Genomic DNA, 16,045 nt, shown 5'->3' with positions numbered 1-16,045 from the left:
TTATACAAAAATTCTAAATCTTTTTGTTTATCTCTATTTTAGTATACACAGGAAAGAGTAGCAATGAATAGTCCATTAATTATTTAATAATAGAAAAAAGCACTGCAGATGCAGCGCTTAATAAATGGAAGTATTTTCTTTTGAAATATTTTCTAATTTTTCTTTTATTCGCTGTAGGAAACGACCACAAACAAGGCCATCAAGAACACGATGATCAAGTGATAAACAAAGATTGACCATATCTCGAACGGCAATCATTCCACCATTCATGATCACTGGTCGTTTAACAATTGATTCTACTTGTAAGATAGCAGCTTGCGGATAATTAATTATTCCCATTGATTGAACGGAACCAAATGAACCTGTATTGTTCACGGTAAATGTTCCACCTTGCATATCAGCAGAACTTAACCCCCCCGTTCGAGCCTTATGAGCAAGCTCCTGAATTTCACGAGCAATTCCTTTAATGGATTTTTCATCTGCGTTCTTTATGACAGGAACAAATAATCCTGTGTCTGTGGCAACCGCGATGGAAAGATTAATATCCTTTCGTTGGATAATTTTATCGCCTGCCCACATCGCATTAACTTGCGGAAATTCTTTAAGAGTTTGCGCAACAATCTTAACAAAAAAGGCAAAATACGTAAGATTAAATCCTTCTGTTTTTCTAAATTCGTCTTTTATGGATTGACGATAATTGACAAGATTGGTTACATCCACTTCAATCATTGTCCAAGCATGTGGTACCTCTTGTTTACTACGAAGCATATTGGTCGCAATTGCCTTACGGACTCCGTTAACAGGAATTTCTATATCTCCAGGAATCCCTTGAACATTTGAAACAGATGTCGTTAGAGGAGTATTGCTTTCGGTAGTGAATACTGGAGCCTGCGTTTTGGTAGGACTCGTTTGTTCTTCACTTGATGGTTTTGTTTCTTCTTTCTTTGTTATGTAACCTGATTCAATGATTTTTAATAGATCTTTTCTTGTAATTCTTCCTTCAGCTCCAGAGCCTTCAATCTTTGTTAAATCAATTCCGTGCTCTTGGGAAAGCTTTAATACAACTGGAGAGTACCGAGCCTTTTTCGAATTCCCCTGCACCGTTGTTGAGATGGATTGAAAATTTTGCTGTTCTTGGGAAGCCTTTGAGACTTCTATATCAGATGTTTCTTTCGATTCAACTTCAATCGTGCAGACTAGTTCCCCTACCTTAAGCGTATCGCCTTCAGCCGCAAGCAATTCTTTAATCACTCCTGAAAAGGACGATGGTACCTCTGCATTTACTTTATCTGTCATGACCTCTAAGAGAGGATCATACTTATTTACGTGATCACCTACGGAAACAAGCCATTTGCTTACGGTCCCCTCTGTAACACTTTCCCCTAATTGCGGCATGATAATTTGTTCTAAAGCCAATGGATATACCTCCTTCTTGCTTTACCTTCCTGTTCACTTACTTAGTGGATTCATACTCTCGATTTAAAATTCAGCAAGTTCTCTCATTGCATTTTCAACCTTTTCGGGATTCACCATAAAATATTTTTCCATCGTTGGAGCATATGGCATAGCAGGAATATCCGGTCCTGCTAGTCTTTTAATTGGCGCATCCAAATCGAAGAGACAATTTTCTGCGATAATTGCGGCCACTTCACCAATAATACTTCCTTCTTTTGTATCCTCCGTAACTAGTAACACTTTCCCTGTTTTTCTTGCGGCCTCAATAATGGCTTCTTTATCCAATGGATAAATGGTGCGCAAATCTAAAACATGCGCTGAAATTCCATCCTTCGCAAGCTTTTCAGCTGCTTGAAGCGCAAAATGAACACATAGTCCATATGTAATGACAGTGATATCCTCACCACTTCTTTTCACTTCTGCTTTGCCGATTGGGAGAACATAATCATCCTCTGGAACCTCACCTTTAATTAGGCGATAGGCCCGTTTATGTTCAAAGAATAAAACAGGATCCTCATCACGAATCGCCGCCTTCAATAAACCCTTAACATCATAAGGTGTGGATGGCATCACAATTTTCAGACCAGGCTGATTAGCAAATACAGCTTCAACGGATTGTGAATGATAAAGTGCTCCATGAACGCCACCACCATATGGTGCTCGCACGACAATCGGACAGCTCCAATCATTATTTGAACGATAACGAATTCTTGCTGCTTCTGAAATAATTTGGTTTACAGCTGGCATAATAAAATCAGCGAATTGAATTTCAGCAATCGGACGCATACCATACATTGCAGCACCAATACCTACTCCAGCAATAGCGGACTCAGCAAGAGGAGTATCGATCACTCTCGTCTCTCCAAATTGTTCATAAAGACCTTGAGTGGCTTTAAAAACTCCACCTTTTTTCCCTACGTCTTCACCTAATACGAAAACACGATTGTCTCTCTCCATTTCTTCCCGAATGGCCATCGTAACGGCATCTATATAAGAAATGACTGCCATACTTTTTTCCCCCTTCCTATTCGGCATAAACATATTTCAATGCATGCTCCGGATTTGCATATGGAGCATTTTCCGCATAATCAGTCGCATCATTCACCATACTCATCACGCGATGATTGATTTCTTCTTGTAAATCATCATTTAAAATTCCGGCTTCTTTTAAATAAGCTGCAAACGTAATAATGGGATCCTTCGTTTTGGCCTCTTCTACCTCGTCTCTCTCTCTATAACTTCTGTCATCATCATCAGACGAATGAGGGGTTAGACGATAGGAAATGGTCTCTATAAGGGTTGGACCCTCTCCTCTACGTCCGCGTTCAACCGCTTCTTTCACAGCTTGATAGACCTCAAGTGGATCGTTACCATTAACCGTAATACCCGGCATCCCGTATCCTATAGCCCGATCTGACACCCTTTCACACCCTAACTGCTTTTCAACGGGGACCGAGATGGCATATTTATTATTTTCACACATGAAGATAACCGGTAATTTATGCACACCAGCAAAATTAGCTCCTTCATGAAAATCGCCTTGATTAGATGAGCCTTCACCGAAGGTTACAAAAGTAACAAGATCTTTGCCCTCCATTTTTCCCGCTAGTGCAATCCCCACGGCATGAGGTACTTGCGTGGTAACAGGTGATGATCCAGTCACAATCCGGTTCTTTTTTTGTCCGAAATGCCCAGGCATTTGTCGTCCACCTGAATTTGGATCCTCAAACTTTGCAAATCCTGACAGCATTAAATCACGGGCCGTCATCCCGAAAGTTAGAACCACTCCCATATCCCGATAATAGGGAAGGACGTAATCCTTTTCCTTATCAAGAGCAAATGCTGCCCCAACCTGTGCTGCCTCCTGTCCTTGGCATGAGATGACAAATGGTATTTTTCCAGCGCGGTTTAACAGCCACATCCGTTCATCTATACGCCTTGCTAAAAGCATCGTCTCATACATATCCAACACTTTTGCATCGCTTAATCCTAAAGCTTGATGGCGATTTTCACCCATTTCATTCCCTCCTTAAACGATATGTAAAGAAAACTCGCCGATTGTCGAGCCCCTAAGGGCGAAGACAGAGGCGTAGTTGCCCTTATACTAAATTCCTAAAATTGGCCACTACGTCGAGTTTCTTCTTTGCTGCCAATTTATACTTTCTTTACGTATAAAAAAGTATCCCCTTTGTATAACGTATTATTGTACTGCCCATATGTGTTTCAATTAGTGTTGCTGTAGGCTCTTACTCCTTAAGAATGAATGGACAATCCATCTACCGCCAATGCCGCTTCACCAATTGCTTCCGATAAAGTAGGATGTGGATGAATGGTATGGGCTACTTCCCAAGGTGTCGCATCTAATACACGGGCAAGCCCGGCTTCTGAAATCATATCTGTTACATGGGGCCCAATCATATGAACACCTAAAATATCATTGGTATCTGCATCAGCAATGATTTTCACAAACCCATCAGCCTCCCCATACACAAGTGCCTTTCCAATCGCGCGAAATGAAAACTTCCCTATCTTTACATGAAAGCCATTTTCTTTCGCTTCTTCCTCTGTATAGCCTACACTAGCAGCCTCAGGTGCACTGTAAATACATTTGGAAACAAGCCGATAATCCATTGGGGTCGGATCTTCTCCAGCAATATGCTCAACTGCAAGAATTCCTTCATGTGAAGCTACATGAGCAAGTTGTAAACCACCTATACAATCGCCAATCGCATAAATATGGGATTCCTTTGTTTGGTAGAATTCATTGGTAACAATCACGCCTTTGTCTAACTGAATCTCGGTATTTTCAAGTCCAAATCCTTCGACATTTGCTTGCCGCCCTACTGAAACCAACATCTTTTCTGCCGTAAAAACCTTTTGCTCTCCTTTTACTTCAGCAGTGATACTGACATTCGCATCTTTTATTAAGGTTTCAGGTAGTACTTTTGCATTTGTTACCAGTTTTACCCCTTTTTTCTTCAATAAACGCTGCATTTCCTTTGAAATTTCTCGATCTTCCGTTGGAATAATGCGATCAGCATATTCTATTACAGTCACTTCAACTCCAAAGTCATGAAGCATAGACGCCCACTCAATGCCAATGACACCCCCACCGATAACCAAAATCGATTTTGGTAAATCTTCCATCGCCAACGCTTCATCAGATGTCATGATTTTTTCCCCATCAATTTCAAGTCCAGGTAATGTGCGAGGTCTGGAACCTGTTGCAATGATAAGGTTTTTGGGGATTAACATTTCATTCTCAGAACCATTATTCATTTCAACAGAAACAGTTCCGGCTGTTGGCGAAAAAATAGATGGACCTAAAATACGCCCTATACCTTCATACACATCGATTTTTCCCTGTTTCATCAAAAACTGGACACCTTTATATAATTGATCAATGATTTTTACCTTTCTATCTTGCACCTTGGCAAAATTAAAGGCAACTTCATTAGTGAAAACACCAAATTCTTCACTTTTTAAAGCGGTTTGATAAACCTCCGCACTCCTTAATAGTGCTTTACTTGGAATACATCCCTTGTGCAGACATGTTCCTCCCAGCTTTTCCTTTTCTACTATAGCTGTTTTTAAGCCTAATTGAGAAGCGCGAATTGCAGTGACATAGCCTCCAGTTCCCCCGCCTAATATAACCACATCATATTCAGTTGCCATCTTTGCTTCCTCCTCATCATTTGAAAGCTTGCGATACAAAGCATCCAAAATATTCTTTTCCCGGCTCCTCCCCAAGGAGAACACGTAAAGTACCCGCGGCTAACGCTTGCAGCTCATCTTCTCCTGGATGAACAATGCAATCCGCTATCCAGTTTATGCGCTGACTGATTTCTTTCACAAATTCCTGTCCATGGGCAAGGCCGCCCGTTAGTACGATAGCATCCACACGACCTGATAAAACACTACTTGCAGCTCCAATTTCCTTTGCCACCTGATAAGCCATTGCAGAATAAATCAATTTCGCCTCGTTATCCTTCGCTGAAATTAGCTTTTCAACCACTAAAGCGTCACTGGTCCCTAAATAGCCAACCAAACCGCCTTGTCCAACCAGCTTCTTCATGACTTCATCAAAATAATATTCTCCAGAATAACATAAAGCGACTAAATCGCCTGCCGGTACTGTTCCGGCACGCTCTGGGCTAAATGGACCCTCACCATATAAACCATTATTCACATCGATGACTTTTCCATTCTTATGGGCACCTACAGTAATCCCCCCACCCATATGAGCTACAATTAAATTTAATTCTTCATACTTCTTTTTAAGATCCTTTGCAACCTTCCTCGCAACCGCTTTTTGATTCAAGGCATGAAAAATACTTTTTCTTTCAATTAGGTGAAAACCAGATATTTTTGCAATTGGATCCATTTCATCTACAACAACGGGATCAACGATAAAAGCTGGTATGTTTAATCCGGATGCAATTTCATAAGCGAGTATTCCTCCTAAATTAGAGGCATGCTGTCCAGAAAAGCCTTCCCTTAAATCCTTCAGCATAGCATCATTAACTGCATAGGTCCCTCCTTCAATTGGACGTAGAAGGCCGCCTCTGCCACATACAGCATGAAACTTATGAATATTAATTCCTTCATCATCTAATGCTTCTAAGATGGTTTCTTTCCGAAATTCATACTGCTCAATAATGGTGTTAAATGTATTAATGGTTTCTGTATCATGCCTAATTGTTTTCTCAAAAAGGGATTGTTCATTTTGAAAAACACCGATTTTTGTTGAGGTGGAGCCTGGATTTATAATTAAAATTCGAAACTGAACCTCTTGCAAATTGTTAAACCCCCATTGTTAATAAATAAATCAGCAAAAATCTGATTAATCATTAATACAAGCTTATTATACACAAAAGACCGGCCTTAACGAAGTACTACCCATTTAGACACAATCAAGTGAAAAGGTAGTGATAGTTCCTTCATGTCTAGCCAGCCTCTTGGTTAAAATTCTTTACTATCTGCGACTTAATATATGATGTCCATTTTGTAAAAACTGACTTCTAGAATTACGCATTCTTTCAATCCGTTCCTCAGCCATCCTGTCGGCCGCTTTATAGGTTGGAATGCCATCTCGTGAAGCAATCTCGATGACCTTCTCAATATTGTTGTATATCATTTCGACTTTTTTTATTGCACGATCATAATTATAGCCATATAGTTCATCCGCAACATTAATTACTCCACCGGCATTTATGACATAATCTGGTGCATAAACAATTCCCATTTCATGGATTTGATCGCCGTGGCGCTCTTCTTTCAATTGATTATTGGCTGCACCAGCAATAACTTTGGCTCTAATTTGCGGAATTGTTTTATCATTAATTACAGCACCGAGTGCACACGGTGCATAAATATCACATTCAACACCATATATATCATTTGGGTCAACAGCTTTTGCGTCAAACTCTTCCACTGCTCGATTGACTGACTCGCTATTAATATCCGTGACAATTAATTTTGCACCTTCCTCATGAAGATGATGGCATAAATGATAAGCTACATTGCCTACTCCTTGAACAGCGATCGTCTTTCCTTCAAGGGAATCTGTACCAAATGCTGCTTTTGCTGCAGCCTTCATTCCACGATATACTCCATAAGCTGTTACTGGGGAAGGGTTTCCTGAGGAACCGAAAGCTGGGGAAATCCCTGTTACATAATCGGTTTCTTCATGGATTAAATCCATGTCACTCACCGTCGTACCTACATCCTCAGCGGTAATATAACGACCATTTAGCCCTTGAATATAGCGGCCAAAGGCACGAAATAATTCTTCATTCTTATCTTTGCGGGGATCTCCAATAATGACGGTTTTTCCTCCACCTAAGTTTAATCCTGCTGCCGCATTTTTATAGGTCATCCCTTTAGCTAAGCGTAGTGCATCTTCAATAGCTGCCTCTTCTGAATCATAGGTCCACATTCGCGTTCCGCCTAATGCTGGTCCTAACGTTGTATCATGAATGGCAATAATGGCTTTTAATCCTGATTGTTTGTCCTGACAAAATACTAATTGCTCATAATCATATTTTTCTAAATAATTGAAGATTTCCATTGTTGTTTCCTCCTAATATCTTAAACATGATTATTTTTCAGGCAGAGCAGATGGCAAGTGCTAAGGAATATAGTTTGCTCTCAGCTGTATCAGCTCTTGAAGTCAAAACAATTGGCGCCTTTGCTCCTGCAATAACCGCACCTACTTTTGCACCAGCAAAATAGATCAATGATTTATAAAGAGTGTTGCCAACCTCCAAGGTCGGAACTAATAAAATATCGGCTTCCCCCGCAACATTACTTTGGATCCCCTTATGCTTTGCAGCTAACTTTGATATAGCATTATCCAATGCAAGTGGACCATCAACGATGCAATTTTGAATCTGGCCACGTTGATTCATTAAAGTTAGGGAAGCTGCATCAAGGGTAGCTTGCATCGTGGGATTCACTTCTTCAATGGCCGCAATTGGCGCTACCTTCGGAGTGTTAATCCCAATACTCCTTGCAATCTCAACAGAGTTATGAATAATTTGTGCTTTTTGCATTAAATCCGGAGTAATATTCATAGCAGCATCCGTAATAAGTATAAGTCGAGAATAGTGGGGAACTTCAAAAGCCGCGACATGTGAAAGTACATTCCCTGTTCTTAAACCAAACTCTTTATTTAACACCGCTTTTAGGAGTGTAGCAGTTGGAATATTTCCCTTCATCAATACGTTTGCCTTTTTAAGATTTACGGCATTAACAGCATGCTCTGCTGCCATCAATTTTGAATTTGTTGGGAAGATTTGAATCCTTTCATCATGAATAAAATGTGTCCCCTTTTCTTCTAATAGACCAAGTATCTTATCCCGATCACCAAAAAGCATAAAATTTGCAAGGTTCTTTGCAACTGCTTGAGTGACGGCTTCGATTACTTCGGAATCCTCCGCTTCGGCAACTGCAACCGTATGATTTTTATCTTCAGCTGCTTGATTAATTAGAGATTGCAATTTCATTATTCGTCCTCATCCTCATTTCCTTGCATTACAACACTCATATTATTATATGCAATTATTGTGCCAAAACAATTTTGTCATCCAATTGCCTTTTGAAAGATAGGTTCCTTGCAATTTCTTGCATACCATGAAATTTATTGCACGCCATTATTTGCAAGATTATATTTTTCAAGTTTATAGTATAAATTTCGAATCGATAATCCAAGCATTTTGGCTGTTAAGGTTTTATTGCCATTATTTTTTCTTAAAACCTTTTCAATAATATTTTTTTCATAATCCTCCATCATTTTTGACAGAGGGATTTCTTCTGTTGTTGATAAAGAAGAATTTTCTGATAAAAAAGGATTTTGAGGTTGTATAACAATATTGGGAACATGGAGTGTCTTGATTAATGTTTCATTATTCCCCATAAAAATGATCGCTCTCCCTAAAATATTTTCCAATTCCCGAACATTTCCTGGCCAATGATATTGCATTAAAAGCTTCATTGCCTCAACTGATATTCCTTCCACATTTCTTCCATAATCTTGATTGATTTTTTGAATCAACCGTGCACACAATAAAGGAATATCCTCCATACGATTTCTTAGCGGAGGGATATGAATAGGCATCCGGTTTAACCGGTAATATAAATCCTCTCTAAAGGTTTTTGCAACAATTCCCTTCTCTAAATTGACATTTGTCGCCGCAATAACGCGAACATTAATCGAAATCGCCTTCGTACCTCCAACCCTGATAATTTCATTTTCTTGAAGAACTCGAAGCAGCTTTGCTTGTGTATTTGCCGTTAGTTCCCCGATCTCATCTAAAAAAATACTCCCGTTGTTTGCCTCTTCAAATAGGCCTCTTTTTCCTCCTCTTTTAGCTCCACTAAAGGCTCCTTCTTCATAACCAAATAGTTCACTTTCAAGCAAGGATTCTGAAAGAGAGGCACAGTTTACACGAACAAATTTATTGTATCTGCGGTCACTTGCATTATGGATAGCGTGTGCAAATAATTCCTTCCCTGTTCCAGATTCCCCGCGCAACAAAATGGTTGCTGGTGTGCTTGCCCCTAGTCTTGCTTGTCCAATGGCAATTTTCATTTCCTCTGAATCCCCAATGATATCCTCAAAAGTGTACTTTGCCTCAAGCTTTCGAATAATTTGTCGAGCCCGGGTCAATTCTCGATTTAAATTTTTTATCTCTGACATATCGTGAATAACTCCTACACTCCCCTTCACCTTCCCTTTTACAAGGACAGGAGCTACATTCACAACCACTTCTTTTTTATTTGGACCAACTCTCATCGGAACGCCACGTATCGCTTTTTTTGTTTTCAATACCTTTAGATGAACACTCTCTCCCTCTGATATATCCGTCGTTGCTGGTTTTCCAATCACTTGTTCTTCGTTTAATCCAGTTAGTCTCGTGTAAGCTGGATTAATTAAAATTCCTTTTCCATGCTCATCTACAACAGATATCGCTTCGTCACTCGACTCAATAATCGCTTGTAACATCGAATCATGCTTGTAGGATTCATTCCTTAACCTTGAAATCAAATGGGTTTTCTGTTCAAATAGTTTTGCGATTAAGAAGGCAACACTTCCGGGGATTAATATCGTATTTTTATTCTTTTCAGCTCTTAACTGTTTAAAAAGATGTTCATCACCTGTCACTTCAATAACGATGTCTATTTCACTTGATAAATGGGAACGCCAATCAGTTGAAGTCCTAATTCCTTCTTCTTCAGCCAAACGCAGCCCGGGTGCATTCGGATTATGGTCGATTACCACTACAACATTCAAGACATCCGTCTCTTTTAAAATTTTTAATATGGATGTTCCACCCATACCTGCCCCCACAATCATTACTGATTGCATAACCTCACCCCTTCTCAACTGAAATCTTTTGCATATATATTTGCAAATTCTTTCATGGTTATTATTTTACAAGCGAATATTGATGGTTGACAAATGGATTCTATGATTTAATATTTTTCATAAAGGGATTATTTTGAGAGGATATATTTCATGATTAGACTATTTGCATTGATCATAATGGTTATTCCTGGTTTAATTGCTGCTCTTGGAGTTAAATTAATGCGGGATATGGTATTTGGGATTCTTATCACTCCTTTTCCTATCCTTTGGTTACAATTTCTAGTTGGATTCCTGTTTTTTGTGTCTGGTGTTGGTTTTATTGCTGGCTTTATTCTCCATCGAGATCGTAAACGAAATAAAGTTCAATCCAGATTTCAAACGGAAGCTAAGGATCAGGCAAATCCCCCTATTGAAGAAAGAAAATAGGTTACACTTGATAAAGTGAAACTTCCATCAGTGGGGGTTTTCGACGCACAGGACGTGCGAGTGCAGACGTTGCGATTGACGTCGCGCTTTTAGTCTGCCATTCATCCCCCACTGATGGTTAGTCACGCAGAGCCTGATTGATTTTTCTAAGGGCTGAAGCCCAAAGAAAAATCTTATTTCACTTATCACGCTCATAACGCCACATCCTGTGGCTTCGCCTGACTAGGACCTTAATCCCTCGTCGGACCTTTACGGACAGTAAGAGTGGGATAAAAAAGCTAGATGGAACTCACTCCACCTAGCTTTTCTTCATTTCCCTTCTTATTCTCAAAGCCTTTACCGGATCATCTGTTATAATGGCCGAACAGTCTACTTTGATCAATCTTTTGATTTCATCTTCTTTATTCACTGTAAAGGGGCGAACCTGAATACCTGCTTCCATAGACGCTTTCACAAGAAAATCAGGTGCTGCCTCGAATCGGGGATGAATCCCCTTTGCACGAATAGACTGAGCATAAATCCATGGCATATAAAGGCCTTCCAGATATAGTGGAGCTATTTCGATTTCAGGAGCTAAGCGATAGCAATAAACAATACTATAATGATTAAAAGAAGAAAATATGATACGATTTGAGAGCTGATAATCCCTCACAAGGGATATGACCTTTTCCTCCATCCCTTTATAGGGAAATCTGCCATTTTTAAATTCAATATTACAAATCAAATCATTCGTTTTCAACCAATCAAAAACTTCCTGAAGTGTCGGAATAGGTTCTTTTCTTAAGCCACCTAACTTGTGATAGCCAGCATCAATTTTTTTAATCTCATTTAGGCTGAAATCTTTAACAAACCCTTTTCCATTCGTCGTTCGATCGACCTTTTCGTCGTGGATAATAACAATTTCTTCATCTTTCGTAAGCTGAACGTCTAGTTCAATGCCATCAGCACCTGCTTTATGGGCTTCCATAAATGCTTTCATGGTATTCTCAGGATATTTTGCAGAATAACCTCTATGTGCCAAGATAAGCGTCACTTCATCACTTCCTATTTTACTCTAAAACTTTATTCAAAATGCATAGAATTATCCTCTGAATAAAAAGTTCCTTTTACCTTCGAATTCAATTTTTTCTGGATATTTTTGATTTTTACCATGGTATCAGGATACGCAATCTCCTCTATAGATATTTGGCCTTCACCCTTTGTTTCGAGTAAACTCATTAATGTCTTTCGCTGGTTATCCAGGGTTTGAACCTTAATTAACTCTTGATCTAAATTCTTCGCTATTTCACGATGTTGTTTTTTCTGATAATCATTTAATTCTTGCATATTTCCTTCATAAATCTCTAATTGACGCCGTAGGCTTTCAATTCGAATTATTCCTTTTTTATATTCTATAAGGGTATTTTCAAGTTCCTCTTGAACTTTAAAGCGGCTAAATCCTTCCACATTGATAAATGTTTTTCGTTCCATTTTATTTCCAATAATCGCTGCAACTACTTTTCCCTTTGCTTCTATCGTTCCACCAATTAATTTTCCAGACATTGTATCAGCAATAATATTTCTCCCTTTTAAGATACTTCCTAATGAATAAAAGCCGATATGAATATCTCCTAAGGCCTCAACCTTACAATCATTCGCATGTTTTAAATAAACATGTTTATTCGCCTTAATTAAAGTCTTTCCTTTTCCAAAGACACCACCTTTGATAAAAATATCTCCCCCGTAGGAAATAATCTCTTTTACTCCGCTTATTCCCATTTCACCAAGAATAGAAATATCCTTGCTCGCGTGTACGCTATATCCTTCCTGAACTATTCCATTTATCGTGATACTTCCATCAAATTTAATGTTTCCAGTCTCCACACCTACATCCCCATCAATGGTTAAATGATTTCCTACCGAAATCCTTCCTCCATTGAACGTAACAACTCCGTCAATCAATGCTCTTAGTACAATGATTCCGTTTTCATTGAATTCGCCCACCGTTTTTCGATCGTATAGCAATTTCTTGTCTTTCCCATTCTTAGGCAGGACTAATTCACCTGTTACGGTCATACCAGAAATCCCTTTCGTGGGTGGAATTTTTTCACCAAGCCAGTCCTCTTTTTTCACCTCATCAATGAAATTCATTTCAAAATAATTCGCCTTCCCATCTTCCTTAATCTTTGGACGGCGTTCTGCGGGCTTATAATAAGAGAGAATGGCATCACTCCCATTTTTCGGTTCATTTCCCTCAGCAATCAGAAATTCCTTTTGTGGTTTTAATTCATTGAGTGAATTAATTTGAATTCCTTCTTTAACGCCATTCTTATGGAGGGTTTCCATAATTTGCGTGGTGATGGTCTCTCTGTTATCTGTTAATTCCTGTTTGGTGCAATTCACCTTCATTTTTGCTGACATTAAATCTTTTGAGATTGATAATGTGATGAAAGGCTTTAATTCACCTATTTGAACGCGGACATTTTCTGCTTTTTCTAGGGCATCTTTTAAAGCTTTAAACTGAAGAATCGCTACCCGAGGGTAATTCTGAAGCATGGTCTCAAATTTTTTTAATGAAGAATGAGGTATTTCAACTGTTAAATAAATAAAACCATTCTCCTCTTCTAATGTAATACCTTCAAACCGAAATAATTCCATAAATTATGATTCCCCTTTGTTTAGGTACTATTTTTATTATAATAAAAAAAATGAAATCCATTTAGGGAATTTTTGAAATTGTTATAAATATTTTTCTAAAACATTTAGGGAATTATGGTAATTTTTCAGTTAGGAGAAAACCAATGATGAAGTGGATGAGGTGATTTTTTCTTTTATAATATAAAGTTCCTATCCCATTTAAACTTGGAATAGGAACTTTGTTTTTCGTTTAAGGAATCATTTTAACTTTTCTTTCAAGAGGCTTTATGCTCCAAGCGTAATTTATCAGCCACCATTGCAATGAATTCACTATTTGTCGGCTTTGCTTTTGACATGCTGACAGTATAGCCAAATAAAGAAGAAATGGAATCAATATTTCCTCGGCTCCAAGCAACCTCAATCGCATGACGAATCGCGCGTTCAACGCGACTTGCTGTTGTATTATATTTTTTGGCGATATCCGGATATAACACCTTTGTAATGGAACCAAGCAACTCAATATCATTGTAGACCATGGAAATTGCTTCACGCAAGTATAGATATCCCTTAATATGAGCAGGCACTCCAATTTCATGGATTATACTTGTAATGCTAGCATCGAGGTTTTTCGGTTTAGAATCAGCTGGAGTACGATAGGCTGGAGGTGATGCTGGTTTTCTAATAATGGCACTTGATCTTCCACTGACCTGGCGGATGTGATTTGCTAAGTTTTCAAGGTCAAATGGTTTCAGAATAAAATAGGATGCTCCTAATTCAACGGCTTTTTTTGTTACATCTTCCTGGCCAAATGCCGTTAGCATAATCACACTTGGTTGTGGATTTTTCTTCATATCTCGAAGTCGTTCTAAGACAGCCAAGCCATCTAGATGAGGCATAATAATATCTAAAACAAGAACGTCAGGATCTACATGTTGAAGAGTATCCAAACATTCTTGACCATTATGGGCAATTCCAACTACTTCCATATCCTCTTGAGAAGATATGTAATCTTCTAATAATCCCACTAATTCTCTGTTGTCATCAACAACGCATACTTTTATTTTCCTCACAAACGATATCCTCCTCGATCTATTTCTTGTCTCAAGTACATTTCTATCTTATATTCTAAATTACAAATTCGACAATGCAACAATAATTCCTTTTATTTTTTGAATTTTTCTAAAAAAAGGTATATTTTCTTAATTTCCCTTTCGTTTTCTTTCATTTTCGACTTTCTTTGTCATTTGACAACGAATACGGAACGTTTTTGTCGAATAATCTTTTCCCATTTTAGCAAATTACATAAAAAAAGACCAATCCCTTATTTTACAGGATTAGCCTTATCATTTGCGTTTCTGGGGTTAACTTGCTTTTTCTCTAGGTGTTTCATAAATATTAATTCCAGCTTGTTGAAGCATCCATTCGATATGAACTCCATATCCGCTCGTTGGATCATTAACGAATACATGGGTGACAGCACCAACAACCTTTCCGTTTTGAATAATTGGACTTCCACTCATTCCTTGGACAATTCCACCGGTTTTCTTCAATAATTTTGGATCTGTCACTTTAATGACCATCCCTTTTGTTGCTGGAAATTTTTGCGGAATGGTGCTCACAATCTCAATATCAAATTGTTGTACATCATCATTATCTACTACGGTTAAAATCTTTGCCGATCCTTCTTTGACTTGATTCGATAGCGCGATTGGCATTGGTTTATCCATAATCCCATTTGTTAAATGATGATTTAATTTGCCAAAGATCCCAAATGGGCTATTCTTTTCAATATTTCCTATTACTTTTTTATCTGATGAGAATCGAGCAAGTTTTTCACCTGGATCTCCGTTGCTTCCTTTCTCAATCGAAGTTACAGTGGAACGAACAATTTGACCGTCTTCTACTACAATCGGTTTTTTCGTATCCATATCCGAAATCACATGTCCAAGAGCACCATATTTTTTCGAATCAGCATGGTAAAATGTTAAGGTACCGATTCCGGCTGCAGAATCCCGAATATAGAGCCCAAGTCGATAATTTTCACTATCTTTTTCTTTTAATGGCTTTAATTTTGTTTTTACCTTTCCACTTTCACGAGAAATCACAATATTTAAGGCTTCCCCAGATTGACCTGCTTTTTGTACAAATGGCGCTACGTCCGCCATTTTTTCAATTTTTTGTCCATTAATTTCTGTGATAATATCCCCAACCTTGATTCCTGCAAGATCTCCTGGAGAAACTTTTCCTTTATCTGTATGAACTTGATGGTGCCCAACAACTAAAACACCGACTGAATTAAGCTTTACCCCAATCGATTGACCACCTGGGATGACACGAAAGTCCTTTAATACTTTTACATCGACCTTTTTTATTGGAATTCCTGCAAGCTCTAGAAGCATTTCATCTTTTCCATATTGATTTGCCTTAAGAGCAATAGAATTATTTGAATCATCTATATCGATTGTTGAATCATCAGAAGAAAGAGAAGCTGATACCGGAATAGCTTTAGATAAATTGACCGTTTGTCCTTCAAAAAGTGTAATATCTTTCGGGAAATGAAGATAATCCCGAAATGGATTCGAAAATCCAATAGCAATTAATGAAACAAGGAGAATTCCACCAATTATTTTTCTAAGATGTTCAAATTTCAAAAATCATCACTCTCCTCGCTTCTAGTCC

13 protein-coding genes are annotated in these 16,045 nt (G+C 38.4%); 1 reads left to right on the top strand and 12 read right to left on the bottom strand.

Going from position 1 to position 16,045, the window contains the following annotated elements; translation table 11 throughout:
* Positions 1-117: 117 nt before the first annotated feature.
* The 8 genes from ACE38V_RS03605 to ACE38V_RS03570 form a co-directional block, all read right to left on the bottom strand.
* Positions 118-1,416: a dihydrolipoamide acetyltransferase family protein gene (locus tag ACE38V_RS03605; protein ID WP_375839787.1), complete on the bottom strand. Its 1,299-nt coding sequence runs from the start codon at positions 1,414-1,416 to the stop codon at positions 118-120.
* Between the two features lie 63 nt (positions 1,417-1,479).
* Positions 1,480-2,463, bottom strand: a complete 984-nt coding sequence (locus ACE38V_RS03600; RefSeq protein WP_375839786.1) for an alpha-ketoacid dehydrogenase subunit beta — start codon at positions 2,461-2,463, stop codon at positions 1,480-1,482.
* 16 nt (positions 2,464-2,479) lie between these two features.
* Positions 2,480-3,472, bottom strand: a complete 993-nt coding sequence (locus tag ACE38V_RS03595) for a thiamine pyrophosphate-dependent dehydrogenase E1 component subunit alpha (protein ID WP_375839785.1) — start codon at positions 3,470-3,472, stop codon at positions 2,480-2,482.
* Positions 3,473-3,708: 236 nt separating this feature from the next.
* A complete protein-coding gene (gene lpdA / locus ACE38V_RS03590; protein ID WP_375839784.1) occupies positions 3,709-5,130 on the bottom strand; it encodes a dihydrolipoyl dehydrogenase in 1,422 nt (473 codons plus the stop codon).
* 16 nt (positions 5,131-5,146) lie between these two features.
* The gene (gene buk, locus ACE38V_RS03585; RefSeq protein ID WP_375839783.1) at positions 5,147-6,253 is read right to left on the bottom strand and encodes a butyrate kinase; all 1,107 of its coding nucleotides are present in this window, start codon (positions 6,251-6,253) and stop codon (positions 5,147-5,149) included.
* 177 nt (positions 6,254-6,430) lie between these two features.
* Positions 6,431-7,525 (bottom strand): branched-chain amino acid dehydrogenase, encoded by a 1,095-nt coding sequence (bcd, locus tag ACE38V_RS03580; RefSeq protein WP_375839782.1) that lies wholly within the window; start codon positions 7,523-7,525, stop codon positions 6,431-6,433.
* 37 nt (positions 7,526-7,562) lie between these two features.
* Entirely contained in the window at positions 7,563-8,462 is a 900-nt protein-coding gene (gene yqiS, locus ACE38V_RS03575) for a phosphate butyryltransferase (RefSeq protein ID WP_375839781.1), read from the bottom strand.
* 134 nt (positions 8,463-8,596) lie between these two features.
* A complete protein-coding gene (locus tag ACE38V_RS03570) occupies positions 8,597-10,324 on the bottom strand; it encodes a sigma 54-interacting transcriptional regulator (RefSeq protein WP_375839780.1) in 1,728 nt (575 codons plus the stop codon).
* A 150-nt stretch (positions 10,325-10,474) separates the two neighbouring features.
* Between ACE38V_RS03570 and ACE38V_RS03565 the strand changes: the two genes are divergently transcribed.
* Positions 10,475-10,750, top strand: coding sequence for a DUF2627 domain-containing protein (locus tag ACE38V_RS03565; RefSeq protein WP_375839779.1), 276 nt, complete (start codon positions 10,475-10,477; stop codon positions 10,748-10,750).
* Between the two features lie 298 nt (positions 10,751-11,048).
* Here the strand turns inward: ACE38V_RS03565 and ACE38V_RS03560 are convergent, their stop codons facing one another.
* The 4 genes from ACE38V_RS03560 to spoIVB all read right to left on the bottom strand — a co-directional run bounded on the left by ACE38V_RS03560 (position 11,049) and on the right by spoIVB (position 16,017).
* Positions 11,049-11,783: a glycerophosphodiester phosphodiesterase gene (locus ACE38V_RS03560; protein WP_375839778.1), complete on the bottom strand. Its 735-nt coding sequence runs from the start codon at positions 11,781-11,783 to the stop codon at positions 11,049-11,051.
* Between the two features lie 29 nt (positions 11,784-11,812).
* On the bottom strand, positions 11,813-13,387 hold the full coding sequence (locus tag ACE38V_RS03555) for a flagellar assembly protein A (protein ID WP_375839777.1): 1,575 nt from the start codon (positions 13,385-13,387) through the stop codon (positions 11,813-11,815).
* 254 nt (positions 13,388-13,641) lie between these two features.
* Positions 13,642-14,436 (bottom strand): sporulation transcription factor Spo0A, encoded by a 795-nt coding sequence (gene spo0A / locus ACE38V_RS03550; RefSeq protein WP_375839776.1) that lies wholly within the window; start codon positions 14,434-14,436, stop codon positions 13,642-13,644.
* 291 nt (positions 14,437-14,727) lie between these two features.
* Positions 14,728-16,017: a SpoIVB peptidase gene (gene spoIVB / locus ACE38V_RS03545; protein ID WP_375839775.1), complete on the bottom strand. Its 1,290-nt coding sequence runs from the start codon at positions 16,015-16,017 to the stop codon at positions 14,728-14,730.
* Between the last annotated feature and the right edge of the window lie 28 nt (positions 16,018-16,045).

This window comes from Cytobacillus sp. Hz8, assembly GCF_042263505.1.
In the GTDB taxonomy this organism is placed as follows: domain Bacteria; phylum Bacillota; class Bacilli; order Bacillales; family Cytobacillaceae; genus Bacillus_BE.
Note: the sequence above shows the minus strand (reverse complement) of the source record. Positions and strands in the feature narration are given on the sequence as shown.